At 34.3% G+C, this 23,563-nt stretch carries 21 protein-coding genes, 1 tRNA gene and 1 riboswitch; of the genes, 2 read left to right on the top strand and 20 right to left on the bottom strand.

The genetic code is table 11. The annotated features are described in order from the left end of the window. Positions 1-4: 4 nt before the first annotated feature. The 14 genes from I4N53_RS11160 to I4N53_RS11095 form a co-directional block, all read right to left on the bottom strand. Positions 5-1,426 carry a penicillin-binding protein 2 gene (locus I4N53_RS11160; RefSeq protein ID WP_214496265.1) on the bottom strand — a complete coding sequence of 474 codons (1,422 nt, stop codon included), beginning with the start codon at positions 1,424-1,426 and terminating at the stop codon, positions 5-7. After that, positions 1,401-2,645 (bottom strand): FtsW/RodA/SpoVE family cell cycle protein, encoded by a 1,245-nt coding sequence (locus I4N53_RS11155; RefSeq protein ID WP_214496264.1) that lies wholly within the window; start codon positions 2,643-2,645, stop codon positions 1,401-1,403. Before I4N53_RS11155 ends, I4N53_RS11160 begins: the two co-directional genes overlap by 26 nt. A 10-nt stretch (positions 2,646-2,655) precedes the next feature. Continuing rightward, positions 2,656-3,060, bottom strand: a complete 405-nt coding sequence (locus I4N53_RS11150; RefSeq protein ID WP_214496263.1) for an FHA domain-containing protein — start codon at positions 3,058-3,060, stop codon at positions 2,656-2,658. A 9-nt stretch (positions 3,061-3,069) separates the two neighbouring features. Next, on the bottom strand, positions 3,070-5,853 hold the full coding sequence (uvrA, locus tag I4N53_RS11145; protein ID WP_009052765.1) for an excinuclease ABC subunit UvrA: 2,784 nt from the start codon (positions 5,851-5,853) through the stop codon (positions 3,070-3,072). Positions 5,854-5,862: 9 nt separating this feature from the next. After that, the gene (uvrB, locus tag I4N53_RS11140) at positions 5,863-7,848 is read right to left on the bottom strand and encodes an excinuclease ABC subunit UvrB (protein WP_214496262.1); all 1,986 of its coding nucleotides are present in this window, start codon (positions 7,846-7,848) and stop codon (positions 5,863-5,865) included. A 160-nt stretch (positions 7,849-8,008) separates the two neighbouring features. Then, entirely contained in the window at positions 8,009-8,734 is a 726-nt protein-coding gene (locus tag I4N53_RS11135) for a 2-phosphosulfolactate phosphatase family protein (RefSeq protein ID WP_214496261.1), read from the bottom strand. A 13-nt stretch (positions 8,735-8,747) separates the two neighbouring features. Continuing rightward, positions 8,748-9,992, bottom strand: coding sequence for a PDZ domain-containing protein (locus I4N53_RS11130; protein WP_214496260.1), 1,245 nt, complete (start codon positions 9,990-9,992; stop codon positions 8,748-8,750). Positions 9,993-10,001: 9 nt separating this feature from the next. Further along, positions 10,002-11,198, bottom strand: a complete 1,197-nt coding sequence (locus tag I4N53_RS11125) for a S41 family peptidase (protein WP_012995738.1) — start codon at positions 11,196-11,198, stop codon at positions 10,002-10,004. 92 nt (positions 11,199-11,290) lie between these two features. After that, positions 11,291-12,430 carry a murein hydrolase activator EnvC gene (locus I4N53_RS11120; protein WP_214496259.1) on the bottom strand — a complete coding sequence of 380 codons (1,140 nt, stop codon included), beginning with the start codon at positions 12,428-12,430 and terminating at the stop codon, positions 11,291-11,293. Between the two features lie 21 nt (positions 12,431-12,451). Then, positions 12,452-13,345: a permease-like cell division protein FtsX gene (gene ftsX / locus I4N53_RS11115; RefSeq protein ID WP_255549826.1), complete on the bottom strand. Its 894-nt coding sequence runs from the start codon at positions 13,343-13,345 to the stop codon at positions 12,452-12,454. Continuing rightward, a complete protein-coding gene (ftsE, locus tag I4N53_RS11110) occupies positions 13,329-14,015 on the bottom strand; it encodes a cell division ATP-binding protein FtsE (protein WP_012995741.1) in 687 nt (228 codons plus the stop codon). The genes ftsX and ftsE overlap by 17 nt, the downstream gene beginning before the upstream one ends. Before the next feature lie 6 nt (positions 14,016-14,021). Next, positions 14,022-15,071 (bottom strand): helix-turn-helix domain-containing protein, encoded by a 1,050-nt coding sequence (locus I4N53_RS11105; RefSeq protein ID WP_214496272.1) that lies wholly within the window; start codon positions 15,069-15,071, stop codon positions 14,022-14,024. Between the two features lie 403 nt (positions 15,072-15,474). Next, the gene (locus I4N53_RS11100; RefSeq protein WP_009052770.1) at positions 15,475-16,599 is read right to left on the bottom strand and encodes an ABC transporter ATP-binding protein; all 1,125 of its coding nucleotides are present in this window, start codon (positions 16,597-16,599) and stop codon (positions 15,475-15,477) included. A gap of 234 nt (positions 16,600-16,833) precedes the next feature. Then, positions 16,834-17,289 carry a hypothetical protein gene (locus I4N53_RS11095; protein WP_009052771.1) on the bottom strand — a complete coding sequence of 152 codons (456 nt, stop codon included), beginning with the start codon at positions 17,287-17,289 and terminating at the stop codon, positions 16,834-16,836. 132 nt (positions 17,290-17,421) lie between these two features. Further along, positions 17,422-17,611, top strand: a riboswitch (Lysine riboswitch). Between the two features lie 123 nt (positions 17,612-17,734). On the opposite strand from I4N53_RS11095, the gene lysA reads away from it, so the two are divergent. Continuing rightward, the gene (gene lysA / locus I4N53_RS11090; protein WP_214496258.1) at positions 17,735-19,072 is read left to right on the top strand and encodes a diaminopimelate decarboxylase; all 1,338 of its coding nucleotides are present in this window, start codon (positions 17,735-17,737) and stop codon (positions 19,070-19,072) included. A gap of 30 nt (positions 19,073-19,102) precedes the next feature. Here the strand turns inward: lysA and I4N53_RS11085 are convergent, their stop codons facing one another. After that, on the bottom strand, positions 19,103-19,708 hold the full coding sequence (locus I4N53_RS11085) for a 50S ribosomal protein L25/general stress protein Ctc (RefSeq protein ID WP_028991447.1): 606 nt from the start codon (positions 19,706-19,708) through the stop codon (positions 19,103-19,105). Between the two features lie 118 nt (positions 19,709-19,826). Here I4N53_RS11085 and I4N53_RS11080 point away from each other — a divergent pair. Then, positions 19,827-19,902: transfer RNA gene (locus I4N53_RS11080), tRNA-Arg, on the top strand. Between the two features lie 11 nt (positions 19,903-19,913). Here I4N53_RS11080 and I4N53_RS11075 read toward each other — a convergent pair. The 5 genes from I4N53_RS11075 to I4N53_RS11060 all read right to left on the bottom strand — a co-directional run bounded on the left by I4N53_RS11075 (position 19,914) and on the right by I4N53_RS11060 (position 23,417). Further along, positions 19,914-20,594, bottom strand: a complete 681-nt coding sequence (locus tag I4N53_RS11075; protein ID WP_028991368.1) for an HAD family phosphatase — start codon at positions 20,592-20,594, stop codon at positions 19,914-19,916. Positions 20,595-20,677: 83 nt separating this feature from the next. After that, on the bottom strand, positions 20,678-20,869 hold the full coding sequence (locus I4N53_RS12520) for a hypothetical protein (protein ID WP_232192640.1): 192 nt from the start codon (positions 20,867-20,869) through the stop codon (positions 20,678-20,680). Between the two features lie 19 nt (positions 20,870-20,888). Further along, positions 20,889-21,032, bottom strand: coding sequence for a hypothetical protein (locus I4N53_RS12515; RefSeq protein WP_232192554.1), 144 nt, complete (start codon positions 21,030-21,032; stop codon positions 20,889-20,891). An 18-nt stretch (positions 21,033-21,050) separates the two neighbouring features. Further along, a complete protein-coding gene (locus I4N53_RS11065; protein ID WP_214496257.1) occupies positions 21,051-21,557 on the bottom strand; it encodes a hypothetical protein in 507 nt (168 codons plus the stop codon). Between the two features lie 105 nt (positions 21,558-21,662). Next, positions 21,663-23,417 carry a cell division protein FtsA gene (locus I4N53_RS11060; RefSeq protein WP_013150691.1) on the bottom strand — a complete coding sequence of 585 codons (1,755 nt, stop codon included), beginning with the start codon at positions 23,415-23,417 and terminating at the stop codon, positions 21,663-21,665. Positions 23,418-23,563 lie beyond the last annotated feature (146 nt).

The following is a 23,563-nucleotide window of genomic DNA, read 5'->3' as shown; positions in this document are numbered from 1 at the left end:
CAGGTCATTTAGTTAAATAAGCTCTTATTATATCTCTCGCTATAGGTGCTGCTACTTTCCCACCTTCACCGCCATTTTCAACTATTACACTTACAACTATCTGTGGGTTTTCTGCAGGGGCAAAACCTACAAACCACGCATGAGGATCACCGTGAGGATTTTCTGCAGTCCCAGTTTTGCCTGCAACTGTAATACCAGGAATTTGTGCAGCTTTACCTGTCCCCTCTTTATCGTTAACTGCGCCTATCATCAATTGTTTAATAGCATCTGCCACCTTTTTTGATATAGGATTTAAATACTGTGAAGGAGTGCTTTTTTCAATGACAGCCCCTGAAATAGGATCTGCTACATATTTCATCAAATAGGGTTTCATTATAACCCCATCATTTGCAACGGCAGAAGCAACTAAGGCCATTGTAAGAGGTGTCACAAGCATTTTCCCTTGCCCTATAGAAGTCTCAGCTAAATCAGACTTCCCATCAATAGGAGGAAATTGATTTTTTGTTGTATCTATCTCTAAAGGAACTCGTTTATCTAGTCCAAAAGCATAAGCTATTGTTTGCAAATTTTCACTTCCTAAATCCAAACCAGCCTGTATAAAAAAGGAGTTGCAAGACCTATAAAAAGCCTGCTTAAAATCCTCTATTCCGTGAGCAATGCCTCCAAAATCATTTATTCTATCGCCATCTACAATTATATACCCTTTACAATTAAAAGTCTCGTCATATAATTCAGGTTTATATGTCAAAACTGCTGCGGTAGTTACAATTTTAAAGACAGACCCTGGAGGATACAAACCTTGCGTAGCTCTATTTAAAACTACGTGCTCAGAACTTGTCATTATTTCTTCCCAATTCTCTCCTAAAGTATTGGGGTCATAAGAAGGTGTAGAAACCATCGCTAAAATTTCACCAGTCTTTGGATTTAAAGCCACAACCGCTCCTTTTTTACCCTCCATATCCTTATAAGCAATATCTTGTAATGTTTTATCTATTGTTAAATAAACATTATTCCCCATTTGTCCTTTTCCAAAAATTAATTTCCTCAAAAGAATCATCGGGTCATTTCCTACCATTCCAAGTAGTTCCCTATCATAGGCTTTTTCTATCCCTGTGTTTCCTTGCTGGTATATTCTACGGCTGTATCCTATCACATGGGCAAAAGCAGGTCCATCTAGATATTCCCTTTTTTGTAAACCATCTACCTGCACGCTTTTTGCAAGCACAATCCCATTTCTGTCCAAAATACTACCTCGCAATATCTTTTTTTCCTGTTCTATAAGTCTTCGATTGTAAACACTATAAGAACTAGTAATTAATTTATCTCTTTCATATATTTGGAAATAAGTTAAATAGGCAATTAGGCCGAAAAAAAGTACAGAAAAAAACCAAAACAGAATTTTAATATTGCGATTTAAGTTGGACATCCTGTTGCTCCTCCTTAAGAGCTATGCCATTGAGCATGCCCAATGTCACAAAGCTCGTCACCATAGAACTACCGCCATAACTTACAAAGGGAAGGGTTACCCCTGTCAGAGGTATGAATTTTATGACACCACCAATTATAGTAAAAACTTGTAAGCTAAATATTGAAATGAGGCCTGTAGCTACTAATACACCAAACTCGTCTTTAGCATTTAGTGCCACTTTAATCCCTCTATACATTATAACAAAATACACAAGAATTATAGCTACCGCTCCTAAAAACCCAAATTCTTCACTAATGGCAGAAAAAATGAAGTCAGTTGCCACAGCCGGTATATATTCGGGATGCCCCATGCCAAGCCCTGTACCAAAAAAACCTCCCGCCGCAATGGCAAAAAGGGACTGTACAATTTGATATGTTTTTCCTGGTACATCCATCCAAGGATTCAACCATGCCTCAATTCTTACTCTTACGTGCCAAAACAAAAAGTAGGATATTATACCTCCTAGAACAAATAGCCCAATCCCTACTGCTGTGTACAATAGATTAGAAGTAGAGACAAAAATTAATAATACTGTAGTAGCATAAAACAAAAACGCCATCCCTAAGTCTTTTTCCAATACAAATATTCCTACGATTACAAGAGTTATTAATCCTAACATAATTATGTCTTTCGTTTCTCTCCTAGTACACAAATATTTTGCCAAGAAAATTATATATATTATCTTAGCAAGCTCAGCTGGCTGAACATATATGCCATCAAAAGTAAGCCAGTTTTTAGCACCACCTATCTCTCTTCCAAAAATCAATGGTAAAGCCAATAGCGCTATTGTAATTGCAATGTAAATAGCTTCCCCATATTTGAGTTTGTTAAGTAAATCGTAATATTTTAAAATATATGAGGAAATAAAGTAAAGTAAAAATCCTATCGATATCCAAATAATCTGCTTTATGAGCAAATTTGGTGCAACTCTATATATTATTATAAGTCCCATTTCTGTCAAAAAAGAAGTTAAAATGACAAATTGGATTTCCCCCAAGGGAAACAATCTTACATGTAAGTAATAAACAATATAAATTAATATTGGAAATGCTAATGTAAAATATATAGTATCAAATCCTTTGGGCTTATTGTATATAAAAAGCAACAAAAACGCTATTGTAAATATCCAAAAGATATCTTTCATGGCTTTAGAACCAGTTTTTATATATTCTTCCATAAGATTTCACCTACAAAATAAATTTAAGTTCAACATCACCTAAAGTAATTACATCGTTATTTTTTATTTTAGCAATTCCTTTTATTCTTTTGCCATTTATAAAAGTGCCATTTGTGCTATTTAAATCTTGGATATAAAATCTTTTGCCTCTCTTTCGTATGATAGCATGTCTGGCAGACACATAAGGGCTTTCAATTACTATATCACATTCCTCCGACCTTCCTATAGTAGTAACTTCAAAAAGATTAAAAGTCCTTTCTCCATTTAAAAAAGAAAGTTTTGCAGAGGTTATTTGCCTCTCATATCTTGCCCCTTTTATGTCCATATACACTATTTTAAAAACCCTGTATAAAAACAGGTAGATGAGAAAAATAAGGACATATTTTAATATCTGAGAAGCTATGGCATAATACATAAATTCACCTCATTTTTGAGAAAGGACTTTTTTCAAAAAATGGCCTGTATAAGAATTCTCATTAGCAGCAACTTCTTCAGGTGTCCCTGTAGCTATTACCCTTCCACCCTTGTCTCCACCTTCTGGTCCTAAGTCAATGATATAGTCTGCACTTTTTATGATATCTAAGTTGTGTTCAATTACAATAACAGTATTGCCCGCATCAGTTAATCTATTTAAAACTTCAAGAAGCCTATGCACATCTGCAAAATGTAATCCAGTTGTAGGCTCATCCAAAATATATAGTGTTTTACCTGTAGGCCTTTTAGAAAGTTCAGTAGCTAATTTTACTCTTTGTGCTTCTCCTCCTGAAAGCTGAGTAGAAGGTTGCCCTAGCTTAATATATCCTAAACCCACATCATATAAAGTCATCAATTTATTTTTTATCCTGGGTATATTTTCAAAAAATTCTAACGCCTCTTCTACCGTCATATTAAGTACATCCGAAATATTTTTCCCTTTATATTTTACTTCCAATGTTTCCCTATTATACCTTTGCCCTTTGCAGACTTCACAAGGGACATACACATCCGGCAAAAAGTTCATCTCAATTTTAATTATACCATCTCCACCACAGGCTTCACACCTTCCACCTTTAACATTAAAACTAAATCTTCCTGGTTTATAGCCTCTCATTTTAGCTTCTGGAGTATTTGCAAAAACCTCTCTTATATAGTCGAAAACTCCTGTATAGGTAGCAGGATTTGAGCGAGGAGTCCTGCCTATAGGAGACTGGTCAATATTTATTACTTTATCTATATTATCGATACCCTCTATTGCATCGTGCATACCTGGTTTATCTTTGGACTTATAAATCTTCTGTGCCAATGCTTTGTACAGTATCTCATTTATAAGGGTGCTTTTGCCTGAGCCAGAAACCCCTGTAACACATATAAATACTCCGAGGGGGAAAACCACATCTATATTCTTTAAATTGTTTTCCTTAGCTCCTTTCACTATTAAAGCTTTTCCATTAGGTTTTCTCCTCTGTTTTGGCACTTCTATCTTTATTTTACCACTTAAATACTGGCCTGTAATTGATTTTTCACATTTTAACACATCTTCTATCGTACCCGCAATTACAATTTCTCCTCCATGCTCACCTGCGCCTGGTCCTACATCCACAATGTAGTCTGCCGCATATATTGTATCCTCATCGTGCTCTACTACTATAAGAGTATTGCCTTGGTCTCTTAATTTTTTCAAGGAATTTATAAGCCTTTCATTATCTCTTTGATGAAGTCCAATGCTGGGTTCGTCCAAGATATATGTGACTCCTACAAGCCCAGAGCCTATCTGGCTTGCCAATCTTATCCTTTGTGCTTCTCCACCTGATAAAGTAGCTGCGGGCCTTGACAGAGTCAAATAATCAAGGCCTACATCTACAAGAAAATTAAGCCTTGCCTTTATTTCTTTTAAAATTGGCTTTGCAATAATCTCTTGTTTTTCTGTTAATTTGAGTTCCTCAATAAATTTTATAAGCTCGCCAACAGAAAGGTCTGTCATTTCTTTTATGGAAAGTCCACCAACAGTCACAGCTAGCGCTTCTGGCTTTAATCTAGCCCCATGGCATGCAGGACAAGTAACCGGTCTCATATATTTCTCTATCTCTTCTTTTATAAAATCTGAAGAAGTATTGTTGTACCTTCTTTCAAGATTGTTTACTATACCTTCAAATCCATAGGACTTACCTTTTGTATCTTTGCCATAAAGCAGTACATTCTTTAAATCTTCACTAAACTTTTCATAAGGAGTATTCTCTGTATATCCAAAATGTTCAATTAATCTTAAAATGTTGTAATAAGCATAACTATCCTGTGAAGCAACAATCCCCGGCAACAACCCATTTGCTAATGATTTTTTAGGGTCTTGTATTAAAAGCTCTGGATCTACCTTCATAAATTCTCCCAATCCAGTGCAAACAGGGCAAACCCCATAAGGGCTATTGAAGGAAAACATTCTCGGGGAAAGTTCTTCAATACTTATGTTGCACTCTGTACAAGCGTATTTTTCAGAGAGTGTAAAGCTTTCTCCGTCTATTACATCAATAGAAACTATCCCATCTGCTAATTTTAAAGCTGTTTCTATAGAGTCTGTCAACCTCATGTCTATTCCCGGTTTTATAATAACCCTGTCTACCACAACTTCAATAGTATGCTTTTTATTTTTGTCAAGTTTAATCTCCTCATTTACATCGTACATGACTCCATCAATTTTCACTCTGACATATCCGCTCTTTTTTATGTCATTTAAAAGCTTAGCATATTCCCCTTTTCTTCCTCTAATAACAGGAGCCAGTACCTGTATCCTTGTACCTTCTGGCAATTCTTTGACTCTGTCTACCATCTGATCTATAGTTTGCATGCTAATCTCTTTTCCACAAACAGGACAATGGGGAATCCCAGCCCTTGCATATAAAAGTCTTAGATAGTCGTAAATCTCAGTTATCGTTCCTACCGTAGAACGAGGGTTTTTATTTGTGGTCTTTTGGTCTATAGATATTGCCGGTGAAAGACCTTCTATATAATCAACGTCTGGTTTGTCCATTTGTCCTAAAAATTGCCTTGCATAAGCTGACAACGACTCCACATATCTTCTCTGACCTTCAGCATAAATGGTATCAAAGGCAAGAGAAGACTTACCAGAACCTGATAAACCCGTTATCACAGTTAATTTATCTCGTGGAATCTCCAAATCTACATTTTTTAAATTATGAACTCTTGCCCCTTTAATTACAATTTTGTCTTTCGCCATGATTTCACCTCAAACTACTTCCTCCAACTGTTTCTTCAATTCAAAAATCACATCTCTCAATTTTGCAGCCTTTTCAAACTGCAGCTCAATTGCAGCTTCTTTCATTTCTTTTTCAAGTTGCTCTATAGTTGACTTAATAATTTCAGGGTCATAAGTCTTAACTTTCTTTCTTCTGTACTTCTGTTCTTCTTCAGCTACGTGAGTAGCTTCAATTACATCTCTTACTCCCTTAATTACTGTCTTTGGAGTTATACCATGCTTTTTGTTATATTCCATTTGTATCTTTCTTCTTCTATTCGTCTCATCAATTGCTCTCTTCATAGAATTTGTTACAGTATCTGCATACATTATTACTCGTCCTTCCGCATTTCTTGCGGCACGTCCTATAGTCTGTATTAAGGAAGTCTCTGAACGCAAAAATCCCTCTTTGTCTGCGTCTAATATTGCCACCAAAGCAACCTCAGGTATATCCAACCCTTCTCTTAAAAGATTTATGCCTATTAAAACATCGAATTTACCCAGCCTTAAATCTCTTATTATTTCCACCCTTTCAATCGTCTCAATATCAGAATGTAAATATTTTACTTTTATTCCCATATCTTTTAGATAATCCGTTAAATCCTCTGCCATTTTTTTCGTAAGAGTTGTAACAAGCACTCTAAAGCCTTTATCAACTGTTTTTCTAATTTCCCCTATCAAATCATCTACTTGTCCCTTAACAGGCTTTACTATCACTTCTGGATCTATAAGACCTGTCGGTCGTATTAACTGCTCAACAACCTGCTCTGAATGTTCAATCTCATAAGGCCCTGGTGTTGCAGAAACAAAGATAACTTGATTTATCCTCTCTTCAAACTCTTCAAAAGTAAGGGGACGATTGTCAAAAGCAGAAGGAAGTCTAAATCCGTATTCTACTAATGCTTCTTTTCTCGACCTATCTCCATTGTACATTCCTCTGATCTGAGGAATTGTCACATGAGACTCATCTATAAAGATAAGGAAATCTTTAGGGAAATAATCTAAAAGAGTATAAGGAGGGCTTCCTGGAGGTCTTCCTGAAATATGCCTTGAATAATTTTCTATTCCTTGGCAGTAGCCCATCTCTTGAAGCATCTCTAAGTCGTAATTTGTCCTCTGTCTTAGTCTTTCAGCCTCTACTATTTTGCCAGCATCTTTAAGCTCTTTGTACCTTTGCTCCAGTTCTTCTCGAATGCTTTTTATCGCTCTTTCCAATTTGTCTTTTGAAGTAGCATAGTGAGAAGCCGGAAATATAGCCACGTGTTTTCTTAATCCCAGTACTTCACCTGTTAACACATCAATTTCCGCTATTCTGTCAATTTCATCTCCAAAAAGCTCAACCCTTATCGCCTTATTGGAAAAAGAAGCAGGGAAAATTTCTATAACATCTCCTCTTACCCTGAATTTGCCTCTTGTAAAATTCACATCATTTCTTTCATATTGTATATCTACAAGCTTTTTAATTATTTCGTCCCTATCTTTTATCATTCCCGGCCTTAGAGAAAGCATAAGATTTTCGTAATCTACAGGGTCACCTAAGCCATATATACAAGAAACACTGGCGACAATTATAACGTCTCTTCGCTCAAAAAGAGCTGCCGTAGCAGAGTGCCTCAATTTATCTATTTCTTCATTTATAGAAGCATCTTTTTCAATATAAGTATCAGTTTGGGGTATATAAGCCTCCGGTTGGTAGTAGTCATAATAACTCACAAAATATTCTACCGCATTGTCTGGAAAAAACTCTTTAAATTCGCTGTACAATTGTGCAGCCAAGGTCTTGTTATGAGCGATGACAAGAGTAGGACGATTTAACTTCTGGATTATATTAGCCATAGTAAAGGTTTTTCCAGAACCCGTTACACCCAATAAGGTTTGAAATCTATATCCTTTTTTTACCCCTTCAACTAATTTATCTATAGCTTGAGGTTGGTCTCCTGTTGGTTTAAAATTAGATACCAACTTAAATCCACTCATTTTTTCTACCCTCTTTGCAATTATCATCTTATTATTATAGCATACCCTACTTGTCAACACAAACATAACCAAACAGCCGTCCGTGTCAAGATCTTGTAGGTAAAGATGTAGCTACACTTTATAAATGGCTGACATTTTGCACATACCAAACAGCCGGCCTTTACAGGTCGGCTGAATTTTTTATAATTCCGTCTTTAAGTTTTGGCACAATATCAAACTTATCAACCGTCAAGCAAAACTCTATGTCTTCATCATACCCTAAGTCTTTTAATCTTTTAAAGTGAAAGCCATGTTTCATTATTTCATACAAGTTATCTTCATAGGGTTTATACAAAAAATAGCTGGCTTTCGACAAATCGTCACTTTCAAAATTCATTAAATCTTGCAGTTTTTTATATATCACTCCAGCAGTTATTATGTCGTCAAGAGAAAATTTCCCTTCTGTCCCGGCACATACAATTATTGTATCCTTATTGCTGGTGTATATATACTTAGCAACCGCAGAAGCATTTAAAAGACATCCTAAAATTACATTATCTGCTAAAGAGACTTTTTTTAAAGCTTTTGTCCCATTAGTAGTAGTAAAAATTATTGTTTTATTTTCCACCTTTTCACGAGTATACTCCAAAGGAGAATTAGATAAGTCAAAGCCTTCAATCTTTGTAGAGTTCCTTTCCCCACCCAAAAGATAAGTCGTTTTATCTAAACTTTTTACAAGTTCGATCGCTTCTTCCACTTCTGAAACTGGAATAATCTCTTTAGCTCCATTGTATAAAGCAGTAGTAATAACACTTGTAGCTCGTAGGGTATCTATTACAACGACGTTTTTATTTTTTAACTCTCTTTCATTAAAAGAATTATATGTTTCAAAAGTTTGTAAAAACACTCACCCTGCCTCCTTATCTGTTTTTCTTAAAAATATTTTTAAAGATTTCTTTTAATTTTTTTATAAATATTCCTTCCCCATTAATTTCATAAATCATAGAAGTTGCCTTTGGCACTATTAAAACTCCTAATCCCAAAATTCCCTGTGGATCCTTATATTCATAGTTAGTATAATTGCCATTTAAATCTTTTACAGTGATCCACATCACAGAAGGCCGTTCATTGAGTATTCGTATTATATCATCTGGCTCATTAATAGGAATATCATTAATTTTTAATATTACATCCCCCGGTTTAATTCCCATTTCTCTAGCGGGAGAACCTTTTGCTGTCGCTAAAATCATCACTCCTGTATCTGGCGCTACAAAAAGAGGTGGATTTTCCCTTTCTTCTCTTTGTCCTATCAAAATCAAAAGCTCATGAGCTACTGGAGCAAAAATAGCTGCCAAATATTGAAATAATTTAATATAGATTCCTAATACTGCTAATATAATTAAAACTATGCTAAAGCAAAATAAACGCAGCGAAGAAATGCGCGTTTTCTTCTCTGGAAGTTGAGTTAAAGCTAAATCTCCATATCCCAAAGCTGCAATTGCTGGCATCATCAAAAAAATTACATTATTTAAATCAATGCCAGAGGGTTTGATGATGGGCCACCAATCTGGCATATTTACACCCTGTCCCGTTATTGTTATCCCAGTAGCAATAGTTAATGCAGCAAAAGGAATAGGCCAAAACTTTTGCATAGTAAAGCCTCCTGCCACTCGCCCATCCTTAAGCCTTACAAAGATAGGAGTGGCATTCCTTGGACCATCTATATATATTAAAAGGCTTTCCATCAAATGAAGAATACCTACAATAGACATAAGGGCAGGCACACTTATATTAGGAAATCCAAAAAACAAGCTGAATAGAGAAACTATTCCTCCTGCATAAGAAAAACAAATATATCTAGGATTGACAAGCATCAATACTATGACCAAAGGCCATACATACTGAAGCCCTATATTTTCTATTGTTATTCCTAAAAATATCATGAGAAAGCTCCCAATTATTGCAGCAATTACACCATAAAAGACAGAGTCAAGAACCAATTCTTTCATCGGTTCTTGTTCTTGTCCCATAATTTCTCTTTCTATGGCTATTTTGTTTCTATACTGCATTACTATCAGAATTATCACTATCCAGAAAAAGGGATTAAAAACTGATAAAGCTATCGTCTCTATTGCCCACCAAAAAACTTTAATAAAAGCTATCATTTTAACACCCTACTTTATTTCACTTTTTACAATTTCAAAAGCTTTTATAAGCTGAATATCTCCTTTTAAGTCAGGAGTATCTTGAAGAGTGTAATTTTCAGGAAGCTCCACTACATAGTTTGGCTCAATTCCTTTGCCTTGAATATTTGTGCCATTTGGCGTATAATACCTTGCAATAGTATATTTTAATCCTGTACCATCACCAAAGTCAACAATAGTTTGTACAAGGCCTTTTCCAAAAGTAGTGGTTCCTACTAAAACTCCCACTTTTCTATCTTTTATTGCACCTGCTAAAATTTCTGAAGCACTAGCACTGCCTTTATTTACAAGCACAGCAAGTGGCAATCCCAGACCTGGTCCTTTAGAATAATATTCTTTACTGTCTACCCTCCCTTTGGTTGTCACAACAACCCCTTTTGGCAAAATTAAATTAGAAATATCTATAGTTTCCTCTAAAAGTCCACCAGGATTATCTCTTAAATCTAATATAAGTCCTCTCATGCCCTGAGACTTTAATCTATCAAGAGCTGCTTTAAAATCTTTTGCCGTGTTTTGGTCAAACATTGTAATCTTAATATATCCAATCTTATTAGGAAGCATTTCATCATATACTGTTTCTAATTTTATTATCTCTCTTGTTATTGTCTTAGTAAAAGTTTTTCCTTCTCTCATTATAGTAAGGGTAACCTTTGTTCCCTCCGGTCCCCTCATTAAAGCTACTGCTTCATCTAAATTTTTACCACTTACTTTTTTATTGTTCACCTCAATTATTATATCCCCGGATTTTATCCCTGCTTTCTCTCCAGGGGTATTTTTTATTGGGGAAACCACCACAATATGGCCATCTTTATCAACGGCTACAACTATCCCTATTCCCCCATAAGTACCTGTTGTTTGAGTCATAAACTCAGAAAATTCTTTTTTATTCATATATACAGTATAAGGGTCCTCTAAAGAGTTAGCCATTCCCTTTATAGCACCTTCTAAAAGAGCTGAAAAGTCAACTTTATCAACATACCTATTTTTGAGAATTTTCTCAACATCAAAAAGCTTATTATATTCTCTTATCAACCGGTATTCCTCACGAGAAACAATAACTTTACCATTAGGAAGGACCACTGATACTGCATTTGCTAATACAAAAGTTATAACATTTGTGACTATTAAAAGTGCTGCTAATAAAATATAAAATCTTTTTTTAGTCATAATATTCCCACCTTTTTTAGTCTCTTAAAATTTATATATATGAAGGTTCTTTTTTATTATACAACATTCACGAAATAAAAAAAACAGACTGGCTATTTTAACCAGTCCATTGGGTTTACTGGAACACCATTTTTACGCACCTCAAAGTGCAAATGAGGTCCTGTACTTAAACCTGTGCTTCCTGCCTTTGCTATAACTTGCCCTCTTTTAACTGTATCTCCTTCTTTAACTAGCAAAGCAGAATTGTGCCCATACAAAGTGGATATTCCGTCCCCGTGGTCTATAATTACTGCATATCCATATCCACCGTAATAACCCGCAAAAATGACTTGTCCATCTGCTGCAGCTAATATTGAAGCTCCTGTTTGTGCCGCAATATCAATACCTGTATGCGTTCTATACTGTTTAAGTATAGGATGATATCTCGTCCCAAAAGGTGATGTTATAACACTACTGGAAGGAACAGGCCATAACAATTTTCCGCCGCTATATTTGATTTTTGACTTCGCTTGTAATTGTTGAATAACTTTCTCCAGTTGTTTGGACTGCTTCAAAAGTTCATCTTCCTGCTGTTCATATAGTTTTTGCTGTCTCTCCAGATCTCTCATCAAACCTTCCCGAGAAGCCATAGCTAGCTGTAATTCCCTTTGTCGAGAAATTATTTGGTTTTTATAATTCTGCGCTTCTATTTGCATTTGCGCTAGTTCCTTTTCCTTTTGTTCGACAAGTTTTCTTTGTTGCTTATAGGATTCGAATAGATTAGAATCATAATCTACTATGCATTTTACAACATCCAATCGTGTTATAAAATCTCCAAAATCTTTAGCACCAAGAAGTACTTCTAAGTATCCCAATTCTCCACTTATGTACATAGCCCTTATACGCTCTTTCATTGTTTTAAGCTGGGTATTTTCCTTTTGTTTAGCGACTTCTAATTCTTCACGCGTTTTGTTAAGTTTTTCAGTAATATCAGCTAATCGCTTTTGTACATTTGCTAATTCTTGCTGTGTAACATTAAGTTTTTTATCTAAATCCGCTATTTGAGCAGCAATATCATTTTTTTGATTAATTACCTCTTCCTTTTTCTTTTTAGTCTCAGTAATTGTTTTTTGGATTTGATTTAATTTGTTTTTAGCATCTTGAAGTTGATCTGCTTTTGGATAGGAAGTAAAGAGTGTAGTAAAGAAAAACATCGCACCAAAGAATAACCATTTTAACCTATATCCTCGCAACGCTACTTCCCCCTTGCTTTTTTACACATTCAAGAACCTTTTGATTGAAAGTCCACTTCCTAAAGCTCCGATTATTGCACCAATCATGGAAAAATACAGTAAAATGCCCCCTACTATTTTTTCTAATGGCAATAACTGGAACATTATCAATTTATTATTCATAACATCAAGCACATATCCATAAGCCAAAACTAATATTATAACTGATAATAAAGCACCTATCAGGCCTAATATTACACCTTCAATCAAAAAAGGCCAACGTATAAACCAATCAGTTGCTCCAATATACTTCATTATGTTGATTTCTCTTCTTCTTGCAAAAACTCCTAATTTTATTGTGTTGGAGATTATCACAATTGAAATTATAAGGAGAATAAGTATAATGGAAAGCCCCACTATCCTTATTATCTTTATAATTCCAAGAAGCTTATCTACAACATCTTGCCCATAACTTACCTTCTCAACTCCATTTATCTGCTTTATTTTATTTGAAATATCTTTCATCAGATTAGCATCTTTCACTTTTATTATATAAGATTGGGGAAGAGGGTTGTCATTTTCTAGTCCTTCTGCTAAATAGCTTTTATCTCCTAATTGTTGCTTAAATTTTCGTAAAGCTTCTTCTTTTGACTCAAAAACTACTGAAGTAACACCCTCTATTGATTTTATATCATTGCCTATCTGCGTAACTTGTTCTTTAGAAATATTATCTTTTAAAAACGCTTTAAGCTCTAATTGAGATTCCACTTGATATGTCAAACTATTAACATTTAAAATAATAACAACAACCAAACCTAAAATAAGCATTGCTGCCATTACAGAAGTTATAGAAGCTATTGTCATAAGCCTATTTCTCGCTAAATTGCTAAAACCTTCTTTTAAAAAATATTTAAAATTTCTAAAGAGCATATCCATAAACACCCCTTGCTTCATCTCGTACTATATTCCCTTTTTCCAGAGCTATTACTCTTTTTTTCATGGCATCTACTATGTCTTTTGCATGGGTGGCCATAACAACAGTAGTACCTCTTTTGTTAATTTCAGAGATGAGTTTTACTATTTCCCAGGAAGTATCAGGATCAAGATTACCCGTAGGCTCGTCTGCTATAAGAATAGAGGGCTCATTTACAATGGCTCTTGCTAAAGAAACCCTTTGTTGTTCCCCACCAGATAGCTGCCTAGGATACTTGTTCGCTTTATCACTTAACCCCACTAATGACAATACCATCGGGACTTTTCTTCTTATCTCTTTGGGATGGGCCCCAACTATTTCCATAGCAAAAGCCACATTTTCAAACACTGTTTTATTAGGAAGCAATCTAAAATCTTGAAAAACTACTCCCATGCTCCTTCTTAAATAAGGTATTTCCCGCTTTTTAAGTTTTGTTATATCTTTTTTATTAATCACAATACTGCCAGATGTAGGTTCTTCCTCTTTCAGCAATAATTTAATTAAAGTGGATTTTCCTGCACCACTAGGCCCAACAATAAATACAAACTCTCCATTTTCAATTTCAAAACTAATATTTGAAAGGGCAATTATATCTTTATTATATCTCTTAGACACATTTGTAAATTTAATCAAATTTTCTCACCCCGAAATATTGTATAATTTTGTCAAAACCATAATCGTTTTTAACAGAACAGCATCATCAAAATTTTTGGCATCTAAACCTGTCATTTTAAAAATTTTATCAAGTCTGTAAACCAATGTATTTCTGTGAATGTATAACTCTCTGGCAGTCGCACTCAAATTTAAACTATTTCTGAAAAAGGCATTTAAGGTGTGTATCAATTCCTCATCTTTAAAAATAGAAAAATCAACATTTGTTTTCTTAATAAAATTATTTACTTTTTCTATATCAATTCCCCATAATAACTCCGCAAATCTGTAATCTTCGTAAATATATATTCCTTTTTCATCCTCCAACTTTTGCCCAATAAGTAAGGCTGACTTCGCTTCCTCATAGGCAATATGTATATCAGCGATCGGCACAAAAGAAGAAGAACTAGCTATTTTCACTTTCACATAGCCTTCAGATTCAATCATATCTTTCATAGTTTTATAAAATTCTATCAAAGAACTCCCTTTGTAAGAAAATATCACTACAAATCTTTTATCGTCAAATTTTACTGTATATAAACTGCCCTTTTCAAAAATATTCCTAATTATCTTTATCGCATCGTCAATTTCATTACTTGATTCGACAATTGCTACTGTGTACCTCGCGTTTTTATTTATTTTATATTTTTCAGCATAATACGACACTAAATTTACGCTTAATTTACCTGTTAAAGCCTCTATCAAAAACTCTTCTCTATTATATTTCTGCAGCAATTGTTCAAAAATTAGAGAAATTAGATAAAGCACTTTTTTTGATTGTTCATCTTTTCTTTCTAAAGCGATAGTAAAAAAGAGAACATTATTGTAAAATATGTTATAGCATATAAATTCTCCTACTTCATATATATCTTTTTCATCAATATATTCTACCTTTATCTCTAAAAATCCTGCTTTTTTTTCAAAAAAATCTTTGTTACCGTAAATTAAATTTCCTGACTTATCTATTATATATAACGGCATTTGAAGATTTTTTTGAATATCGTAAGCCACCTTTTTTATAAGGTCATAGCCGATCATTTTCATACCACCTTACTTTATAGTATACAATAATTATACACTATTTCCTAGAAGAAATAATAGGCAAATGTAAATTTATGTGGCATTTTGACACAAAAAATAAAAGGCGGAATAACCGCCTCAGTTTGCTGGCAAACTAATTATCGTTGTTAGCATTTTGCATCGTTCGCTCCGGTGATATCGCAGACTAAACTATCGCTCGCCCTCGGGCTCAAGCGGGGTTCCGGGCACATTCGTCATCCTTGACTTAGTGCCCGCCTCCGCCTTCCTTGGCTTCGGCCCCGCTTTCGCCTCTCAGCCTCGCTAAGTTTAGTTACTGCTCTATCAAGTCGCTACACTTATGCAAAATGCTAACATGTTATATAAAAAGTTTGTCTACAGTCTAAGGCGGAATAACCGCCTTTTAGCTTATTACTCTATTCAAAATTGACATTTCTGTTTCTTTATCAAACATGTGCAATTTATTTATATCAAATCCTATTTTAATTACGTCTCCTGCTTTTGCCCTTGTTCTTGGATCTACTCTTGCTGTCAATGGAACACCATTCACATCCAAATATAGATATGTCTCTGGACCCATCAACTCTGTAACATCTACTTTTGCTTCAACTACAGCCTCTGGATATGCTTCCAAGAACACTTCTTCGTCATGCAAATCTTCTGGCCTTATTCCTAGCACAATTTCTTTTCCAACGTAGCTTGGATCTTTTAATCTCTTTAAAATCCCTTCTGGCACCAAAATGCTGAATCCCTTAAAAGTAGCATATACTTTGCCATTCTTATTTTCTAATCTTGCATCAATAAAGTTCATTTGAGGACTTCCAATAAATCCAGCTACAAACAAATTATTTGGATAATCATAAATAGTCTGAGGTTTATCTACTTGCTGAATAACTCCATCCTTCATAACTACTATTCTTGTACCCATTGTCATAGCTTCTGTTTGGTCGTGGGTAACATATATGAAAGTCGTCTGCAATCTATCGTGTAGTTTAGCCAGCTCGGTTCTCATTTGTACTCTCAATTTTGCATCTAAGTTGGACAAAGGTTCATCCATCAAGAATACTTTTGGATTGCGGACAATAGCACGTCCCAATGCAACCCTCTGTCTTTGTCCACCTGACAAAGCTTTTGGTTTCCTGTTTAAATATTCTTCCAATCCTAAAATTCGAGCTGCTTCTTTTACTTTTCTATCAATTTCCGCTCTTGGAACCTTTCTAAGTTTAAGACCAAAAGCCATATTGTCATACACTGTCATATGAGGATAAAGAGCATAGTTTTGGAATACCATTGCGATATCCCTATCTTTTGGTGGCACGTCATTCACAAGTTTGCCATCAATATAAAGTTCCCCACTTGATATTTCCTCAAGTCCTGCTATCATTCTCAATGTTGTAGTTTTACCACAACCGGAAGGTCCAACCAATACTATAAACTCTTTGTCCTGAATTTCCAGATTAAAATCTTTAACTGCGGTAACACCACCTGGATAGACTTTGTAAACATGTTTGAGTACAACATCAGCCATTTTTAGATTCCCCCTATTAGAAAACGTTTGATGCCTTTATTATAATACTATTTCTTCTACTTTACTATCGTCAATAAATATGATATTTAGCACAAATTTTTGTACAATATATCTACAATAGTAGGTATTTTTTTCTTTAACCCTCTTTTTTTTGAATTTTATTTAAAAAATTAAACCACAAGAACACCAATACCCCATCAATAACAATCAAACTCAAAAAAACATATAGTTTCACTATTTTTCCCTCCTCATCCAGGGGGACAATTTAAAAATAGTGATGAGATTTCCTAAGGCCAAAAGTGCTGCCACGTCTATAATTAGACTATATAAATAGTGCCAGTGAAAATACTTTAGTGCCCCTATATGCACTAATAAATATTCCATTATAAAAAATAATGCGGTTGAAATGATCACATCTATAAGGCGCAAAATATTATTTTTAGGATATGTTTGTGCATACAATACCCCTATGCAAAAAGGCGCACCTAAAGTAAAAAATAAACTTGAATCAAAGATCCTAATAACAACATTAGAAAAATCATAAAGATTAAGACCAATTGCAATTTCATCTACAACAAGTTGAAAGCTTAAAGCTAATAGTCCTCCCCATACAGTATATTTTATATACCTCCAATCAACTAACAAAAAGAATATAATCCATGAAACTATGAAAGTTATTATCCATGGCATTTATAAACACCTCTCATTTAGTTTATCCATTTTTTAATTTCTAATAAGAATTTTTCGAAAATCTATTGACAGGTGTTTTCATAAATGATATTATAATAAAAAAATTGAATAACAATACCTCATCTTCTTGGAAGGTGAGGTAGAGGCGCGGGTTATCAAGAGTAGTATACCAGAGGTATTTAAGGGCCGATGAAGGTATATGAAAGGGATGCTCGCCGAAGCGCGTAAATTCCTTAAAGTTTACGCAGCTGGGCCTATGCCGAATAGGTATAGGACTGTCACTGGAGGTTTCCCGAGCCTTCAGTGAAGAGCTATCTCGCTATAGGGGGAAGGAGGTATTACCATGTCTATGTGCAAACTAGACAGCTGAGGTAATACTTAGCTGTATTTTATTTTGTTATTTAGTTTCATAATTTAAATTATTAAAGTAAATGAGGTTGATAGAATGTTGCATGGGACAATGAAGATAAATTCAAAGGGTCATTTGGAAATAGGTGGTTGCGATACTGTAACTCTTGCAAAAAAGTTTGGTACACCGCTTTATGTAATAGACGAAGAGTTATTGCGGCAAAATTGTAGAGCATTTTATAATGGCTTTAAAAAAGATTATCCAGGAAATGAAGTGATTTATGCCAGCAAAGCTTTCATGACAATGGCAATATGCAAAATAATTGAAGAAGAAAACTTGGGTCTTGATGTCGTTTCTGGTGGAGAACTATATACTGCGTTAAAAGCAGGATTCCCTGCTGAAAAAATATACTTTCACGGCAACAATAAATCAAAAGAAGAACTTATAATGGCATTAGAAAATAATATTGGGAGAATCATTGTAGATAATTGGTATGAACTAAATATGTTAAATGACTTGGCAAAAAAGATGAATAAAGTTCCTAATATTTATATAAGAGTATCTCCTGGTGTAGAAGCTCATACTCACCAATATGTAAAAACAGGACAAATGGATTCAAAATTTGGCTTCCCTCTTTTTAATGGAGACGCAATGAGAGCCATAGAATATGCTTTAACTTTGGAAAATGTAAATCTAGTAGGTCTACATTCTCATATCGGTTCTCAGATTTTTGATGCAGAATCTTATAAAGCTGAAATAGAAATTATGATGAATTTCTTAAAATTAGTAAAAGAATTTTTAGGTTGGGAAGTAGGGGAACTAGATTTAGGTGGAGGTTTTGGAATAGCATATGTAGAAGAGGACGATCCCCAGCCAATCGAACAAATAGCTCAAGAAATAATGCAAGCAGTAAAAGAATACTCCGTTGCTTTAAATATAAAAATGCCAAACATAATTGTAGAGCCAGGTCGTTCTATAATAGGAAATGCCGGAACTACTCTTTACACAGTAGGAGCAATTAAAGACATACCAGGTGTCAGAAAATACGTAGCGGTAGATGGAGGAATGTCTGATAATATACGTACCGCTTTATATGGAGCAAAATATGATGCTATTGTAGCTAATAAAGCTAAGAATATAAAATCAGAAAAAGTTTCAATAGCAGGAAAGCTTTGCGAATCAGGTGATATGCTAATTTGGGACATTACTCTACCTAAAATTGAAGAAGGAGATATACTAGCTGTAACCTGTACAGGTGCTTACAATTATTCGATGGCCAGCAATTATAATAGGTTGCCACGTCCTGCGGCAGTTTTAGTATATAATGGTCAAGCTGATATAATTGTTGCGAGAGAAACTTATGAAGACTTAATCAGAAATGATGTAATTCCAGAAAGGCTAACTAATAAAAAAATAAAAATCGCTAACTATTAAAAAAGAGAGAGGAGTAACCCTCTCTCTTTTTTATTGATCACCTTCTTTTTCTGTTTCAGCAGCTTCTTCTGCCTCTTCTTCACTTTCTCTAGGTGCCAATACAGAAACTACAATCTCATCAGGGTCATCTATAACTTTTACTCCCTCAGGAACTTGTATATCTTTTACAAAAAGTGTATCTCCAATCTCTAACTTGCTCAAATCCACAACAATTTCTTGAGGAATTTTGTCAGGCAAGCTTTCCACTGTCAACTCCCAAAGCTGATGCTGTACAATTCCACCTTTACTTTCAATAAGGCCTATTCCTTCAAATTTTAACGGAACGGTGGCTTCAATTTCTTCATGCATCGATACTCTTTGGAAATCAATATGAATTATTTTCCCTTTTAATGTATCTTCTTGAATCTCTTTAACAACAGCATTATGAGTAGAACCATCCACAATCACATTGAAGAGGACATTTCTTCCATGTTGTTGTAGCAACCTTTGAAATTTGTTATATTCAACTGCCAATGGAATGTTTTCAGTCATATCCTTACCATACAAAATACCAGGAATATAACCTTGCTTTTTTAAACGGCGAGCTGAATTTTTCCCAATATCTCTTTTTATAGCTTCAATACTGACGCTCTGCATTTATCACTCCTCCTTTTGTTTATTGTTTACAAAATATTATTTTACCACTACGTTTAATAATTATCAAACCCATTTGACAGCCTAGTCTTTTCATAGTAAACTTTTATATGTAAGGTGTGCGCCTGTAGCTCAGCGGATAGAGCGTTCGGCTCCGGACCGAGAGGTCGCAGGTTCGATTCCTGTCAGGCGCACCATTTATTTTTTATTACTTTTCAGCAACATCTTTTTCATTGTTTAATCCCTCTATAATTCCTAACAACTCTTCTCCCAAAGAATCCACAATAAAATCTGCTTCTGATAAGTCCTGATTCCCTGAGTTGGGATTTTTAAAACCAATCACTGTCATCCCTGCTTTTTTAGCACCATGAACTCCATTGTATGAATCCTCAATTACAACACATTCATAGGGTTTTACTTTTAATTTGGCTGCTGTATATAAAAATATATCTGGTGACGGTTTGCTATTTTCTACATAGTCTCCAGAGACAAGAACCTCAAAGCAATTGTCAATTGCTAACTTTTTGACTACTAATTTTATCACATCTATAGGAGAGGAAGAAGCAACAGCTAATTTATACTTTTTTTCAAAAAGTTTTTTTACCGTCTCTGTTATGCCTTCTATAGGAATTATTTCACCTGTTCTCAACACGTGATCTAAATACATTTTCCTGTCTTTCTCTACAAGTTCTTCTACGCTTTGTGGAAGATTAAATCTTTCCTTTATTTTTCTCCACATGTAATAAGAAGATGCGCCTACAAATGTCAAATGTTCTTCTTCACTTATCTCTAACCCTAAACTTTTGAATAATTCATTTTCTAATTTAATGTGTATCGGCTCGCTGTCAATGATTACGCCGTCCATGTCAAAAACAACTGCTTTAATCATTTCATCAACTCCTTATGAATTTCTCATTCTCTATCTCGATATTAAAGGCTTCTTTTAAACGCATAAAAGCATTTTTAAAATCTTCAAATCTCTGAAGTAATCTTTTTTCTATCATATACCTCTACTCCATCCTTCAATATGTTTTCTTTTAATTCCTCTTTCGTAATACTTTTAAAACTTACTACATCAAACTCAAGAGGAGTATTTAATTCTCTTAAATCAAATTCTAAAAGATTTACCTCTGTATGTGTCACTTCATCGCCAAAAAGGCAAATATCAATATCCGACGTTTTTCTAAAGTCTCCCCGACCTCTGGAACCAAAAATAACTGCTTTTTACACTTGTATATTTTGATGTCACTTTTATTATTTCTTTCAATACTGTGACATATAGTCCTGTTTTCCTACTAATATCTAGGAATTTTAATTCTTCTTTCATATCCCAAACCTCTCAATATTATCTAAAAAGCTTCCTTGGTATATACCTTGCTATCACTTCTATCATCTTTTCATTTGGCTCAAAAAACAAAACAGTTTTTAGCCCTTTATCTTCAAAAACTGCAAAATATACATCAGGAGAAGACATAGAACTTACTGCTTCAATTCGATTTTTAATAGTTTTTATATCCTGTGTAAATTTATCACTATTAATTTTTGCCATGACTTCGAAATCTCTGCAATCAACGCTTATAACATGTTTTCTCTTCTTTTGGTCAATTATTTTATCCACATCCAATTCGCTATTTGTAAGTGAATACTCAAACTCAATGTTTCTCGACCTTATTAAGTAATAGGCTAAATAGGCAAACAAAAATAAAAAGAAGATCCACAAATTTCTGACTATTGGTATTAAAGGTATCACTCCAAACACAATAATTAATGCAGCTACTACAACACCAATACTAAATAAAGTATCTTTCGAAGTTTTTTGTCTCTTGACTAATTTTTCTATAAATGCATCCATCTTCTTTTCACCTCTCTTTTAATTATATCAGTAATGCGAAAATTACACAACTTAATATAATATAAAGAAAAGTCTCCATCCTTTTAACAATGGAGACCTTATCCTTTACATTTCAATTTCAATATTATCTCCTGGCTTTAATATATCTGTATAGGAGGCACGCCTTCCGTTAAGTTTCATTTCTGGTACTTTGTTATCATCCAGTTTCAAATCTATAAAATTAAATATGTCTACAAACAGATACTCATCTTTTCCCTTTAACACAACTTCTTTTCCATTTACTGTAACAGCAAAGCTTGTCAAATCTTCTTTTATAACTATCTCATCTCCATTTTTTATGACATATTTTTGATCAACTTTTGAATTATTAACAAAAATTGCTTTTCCTTTTTGCTGCTTAAGTAGTTCGCCAGCGGTTATTGTAGCATCTTGACCTCTTTTGCCCTTTACAATTGTTATCCTATCTCCATCCTTTATAGGAGTCTTTAAATTTGCTAATAAACCATTTACATATATTTTAGGAGGTACACCTTCCTCCCCTTTAATAACAACTTTTTGACCGTTTAACCTGAAAACCAAGTCTTCACCTTTTTCTACAATTAAATTTTTAGAATCATAATTTATAGCAATCAAAGCATCCATTACAGTTGGATTTTTTATGTTAAAAATTTTTATTGTTTCATTGTCAATATAAACCTTTATAAAGTCTTTTCTTTTATTTATCATTGCAGAGTAAGCTATTCCTATTGGAGTTATGCTTTGTGGGCCTTTCAACTCTTTTCCTTTGTAATCTAAAATTTCCACTGATTTTATATCTCTTACGGATACTCTGCTTATAGGTAATTTCAATAGAGAAGCTATTTCCTCAGGTAAATTTGGAAGATTACTACTACCTCCCACTAAAAATACTGCAGAAGGACTTTTACCATTATATTTTACAATTTCATCACATATTTTTTGCGCCAAAATTTTAACTTGTGGCGCTATAATTCGTAACACTTCTTCTTTAGTTATTTTGTGTTGTATATTTAATACGTCTTTAAATTTAATCTCTTTTTTTGTACTCTTCTTTATTTTTTCGGCTGTATTAAAATCTGTGAGGAAATGGGTGGCAATTGATTCGGTGATTTCATCGCCGGCATAAGGCACCATAGAATAAGCTATTATGTTTCCTTCTTTAGATATAGCAATGTCAGAAGTACCTGCCCCTATATCTACAAGGGCGATATTAAGCATTCGAATTTCAGGCGGAATCGCCACATTTATCGCCGCTATAGGCTCTAAAGTGATATAGCTAACTTCAAGTCCTGCTTTTTTTACTGCAGCATAGAGACCCTCTACTACATCGTAAGGGAGAAAAGTAGCTAAAATTTCTACTGCTATTTCACGACCTTTATGTCCCTTTAAATTGGTAATAGGAAAGCCATTTAAATAATAATTGGATACTGTATAACCGACTGTATGATATTTGGTAATCCCTGATTGCGAAACAACAGAATTTTGAGCAATCTCAAGAGCTTCCAACTCAAGATTGTTGATGTCTTCTACTGTTATTTCGTGCTCTTCATCAATATTTTTTTCCGCTCTTGCAAATTGAGTTTTTAAAGACCTTCCTGCTGCTGCAATACACACTTCTGTTAATTTTATGTTTAAAGAACCTTCAAGCCTTCTCTTTATTTTTTCAACAGCACTAGCAACTTTATCTATATCATGAACTTGCCCATCAAACATTACTCTGCTTTCATGTTCCATCTGTTCCACAGCAAGCACTTGGAATCTCCCGTTATTCTCAACTCCAACTATCCCTACAACTACCCTTGTCCCAATGTCAAGAGCAAAAATAATATCGCGGTTATCCATCTTTTAACCCCCGAAACTATTACTTTATAGTTTTATTATACAGTTTTACATATTATTTCGGAAGGGTTTTTAATAAGTTTAATATAGATTAACATATCTAATAGAAGATTAAGTAAAGGAAATTGTAGGGTGTAAGTTGAAGTGGA

It is taken from the genome of Thermoanaerobacter sp. CM-CNRG TB177, from assembly GCF_018588165.1.
GTDB classification, from domain to species: Bacteria; Bacillota; Thermoanaerobacteria; order Thermoanaerobacterales; family Thermoanaerobacteraceae; genus Thermoanaerobacter; species Thermoanaerobacter thermocopriae.
Note: the sequence above shows the minus strand (reverse complement) of the source record. Positions and strands in the feature narration are given on the sequence as shown.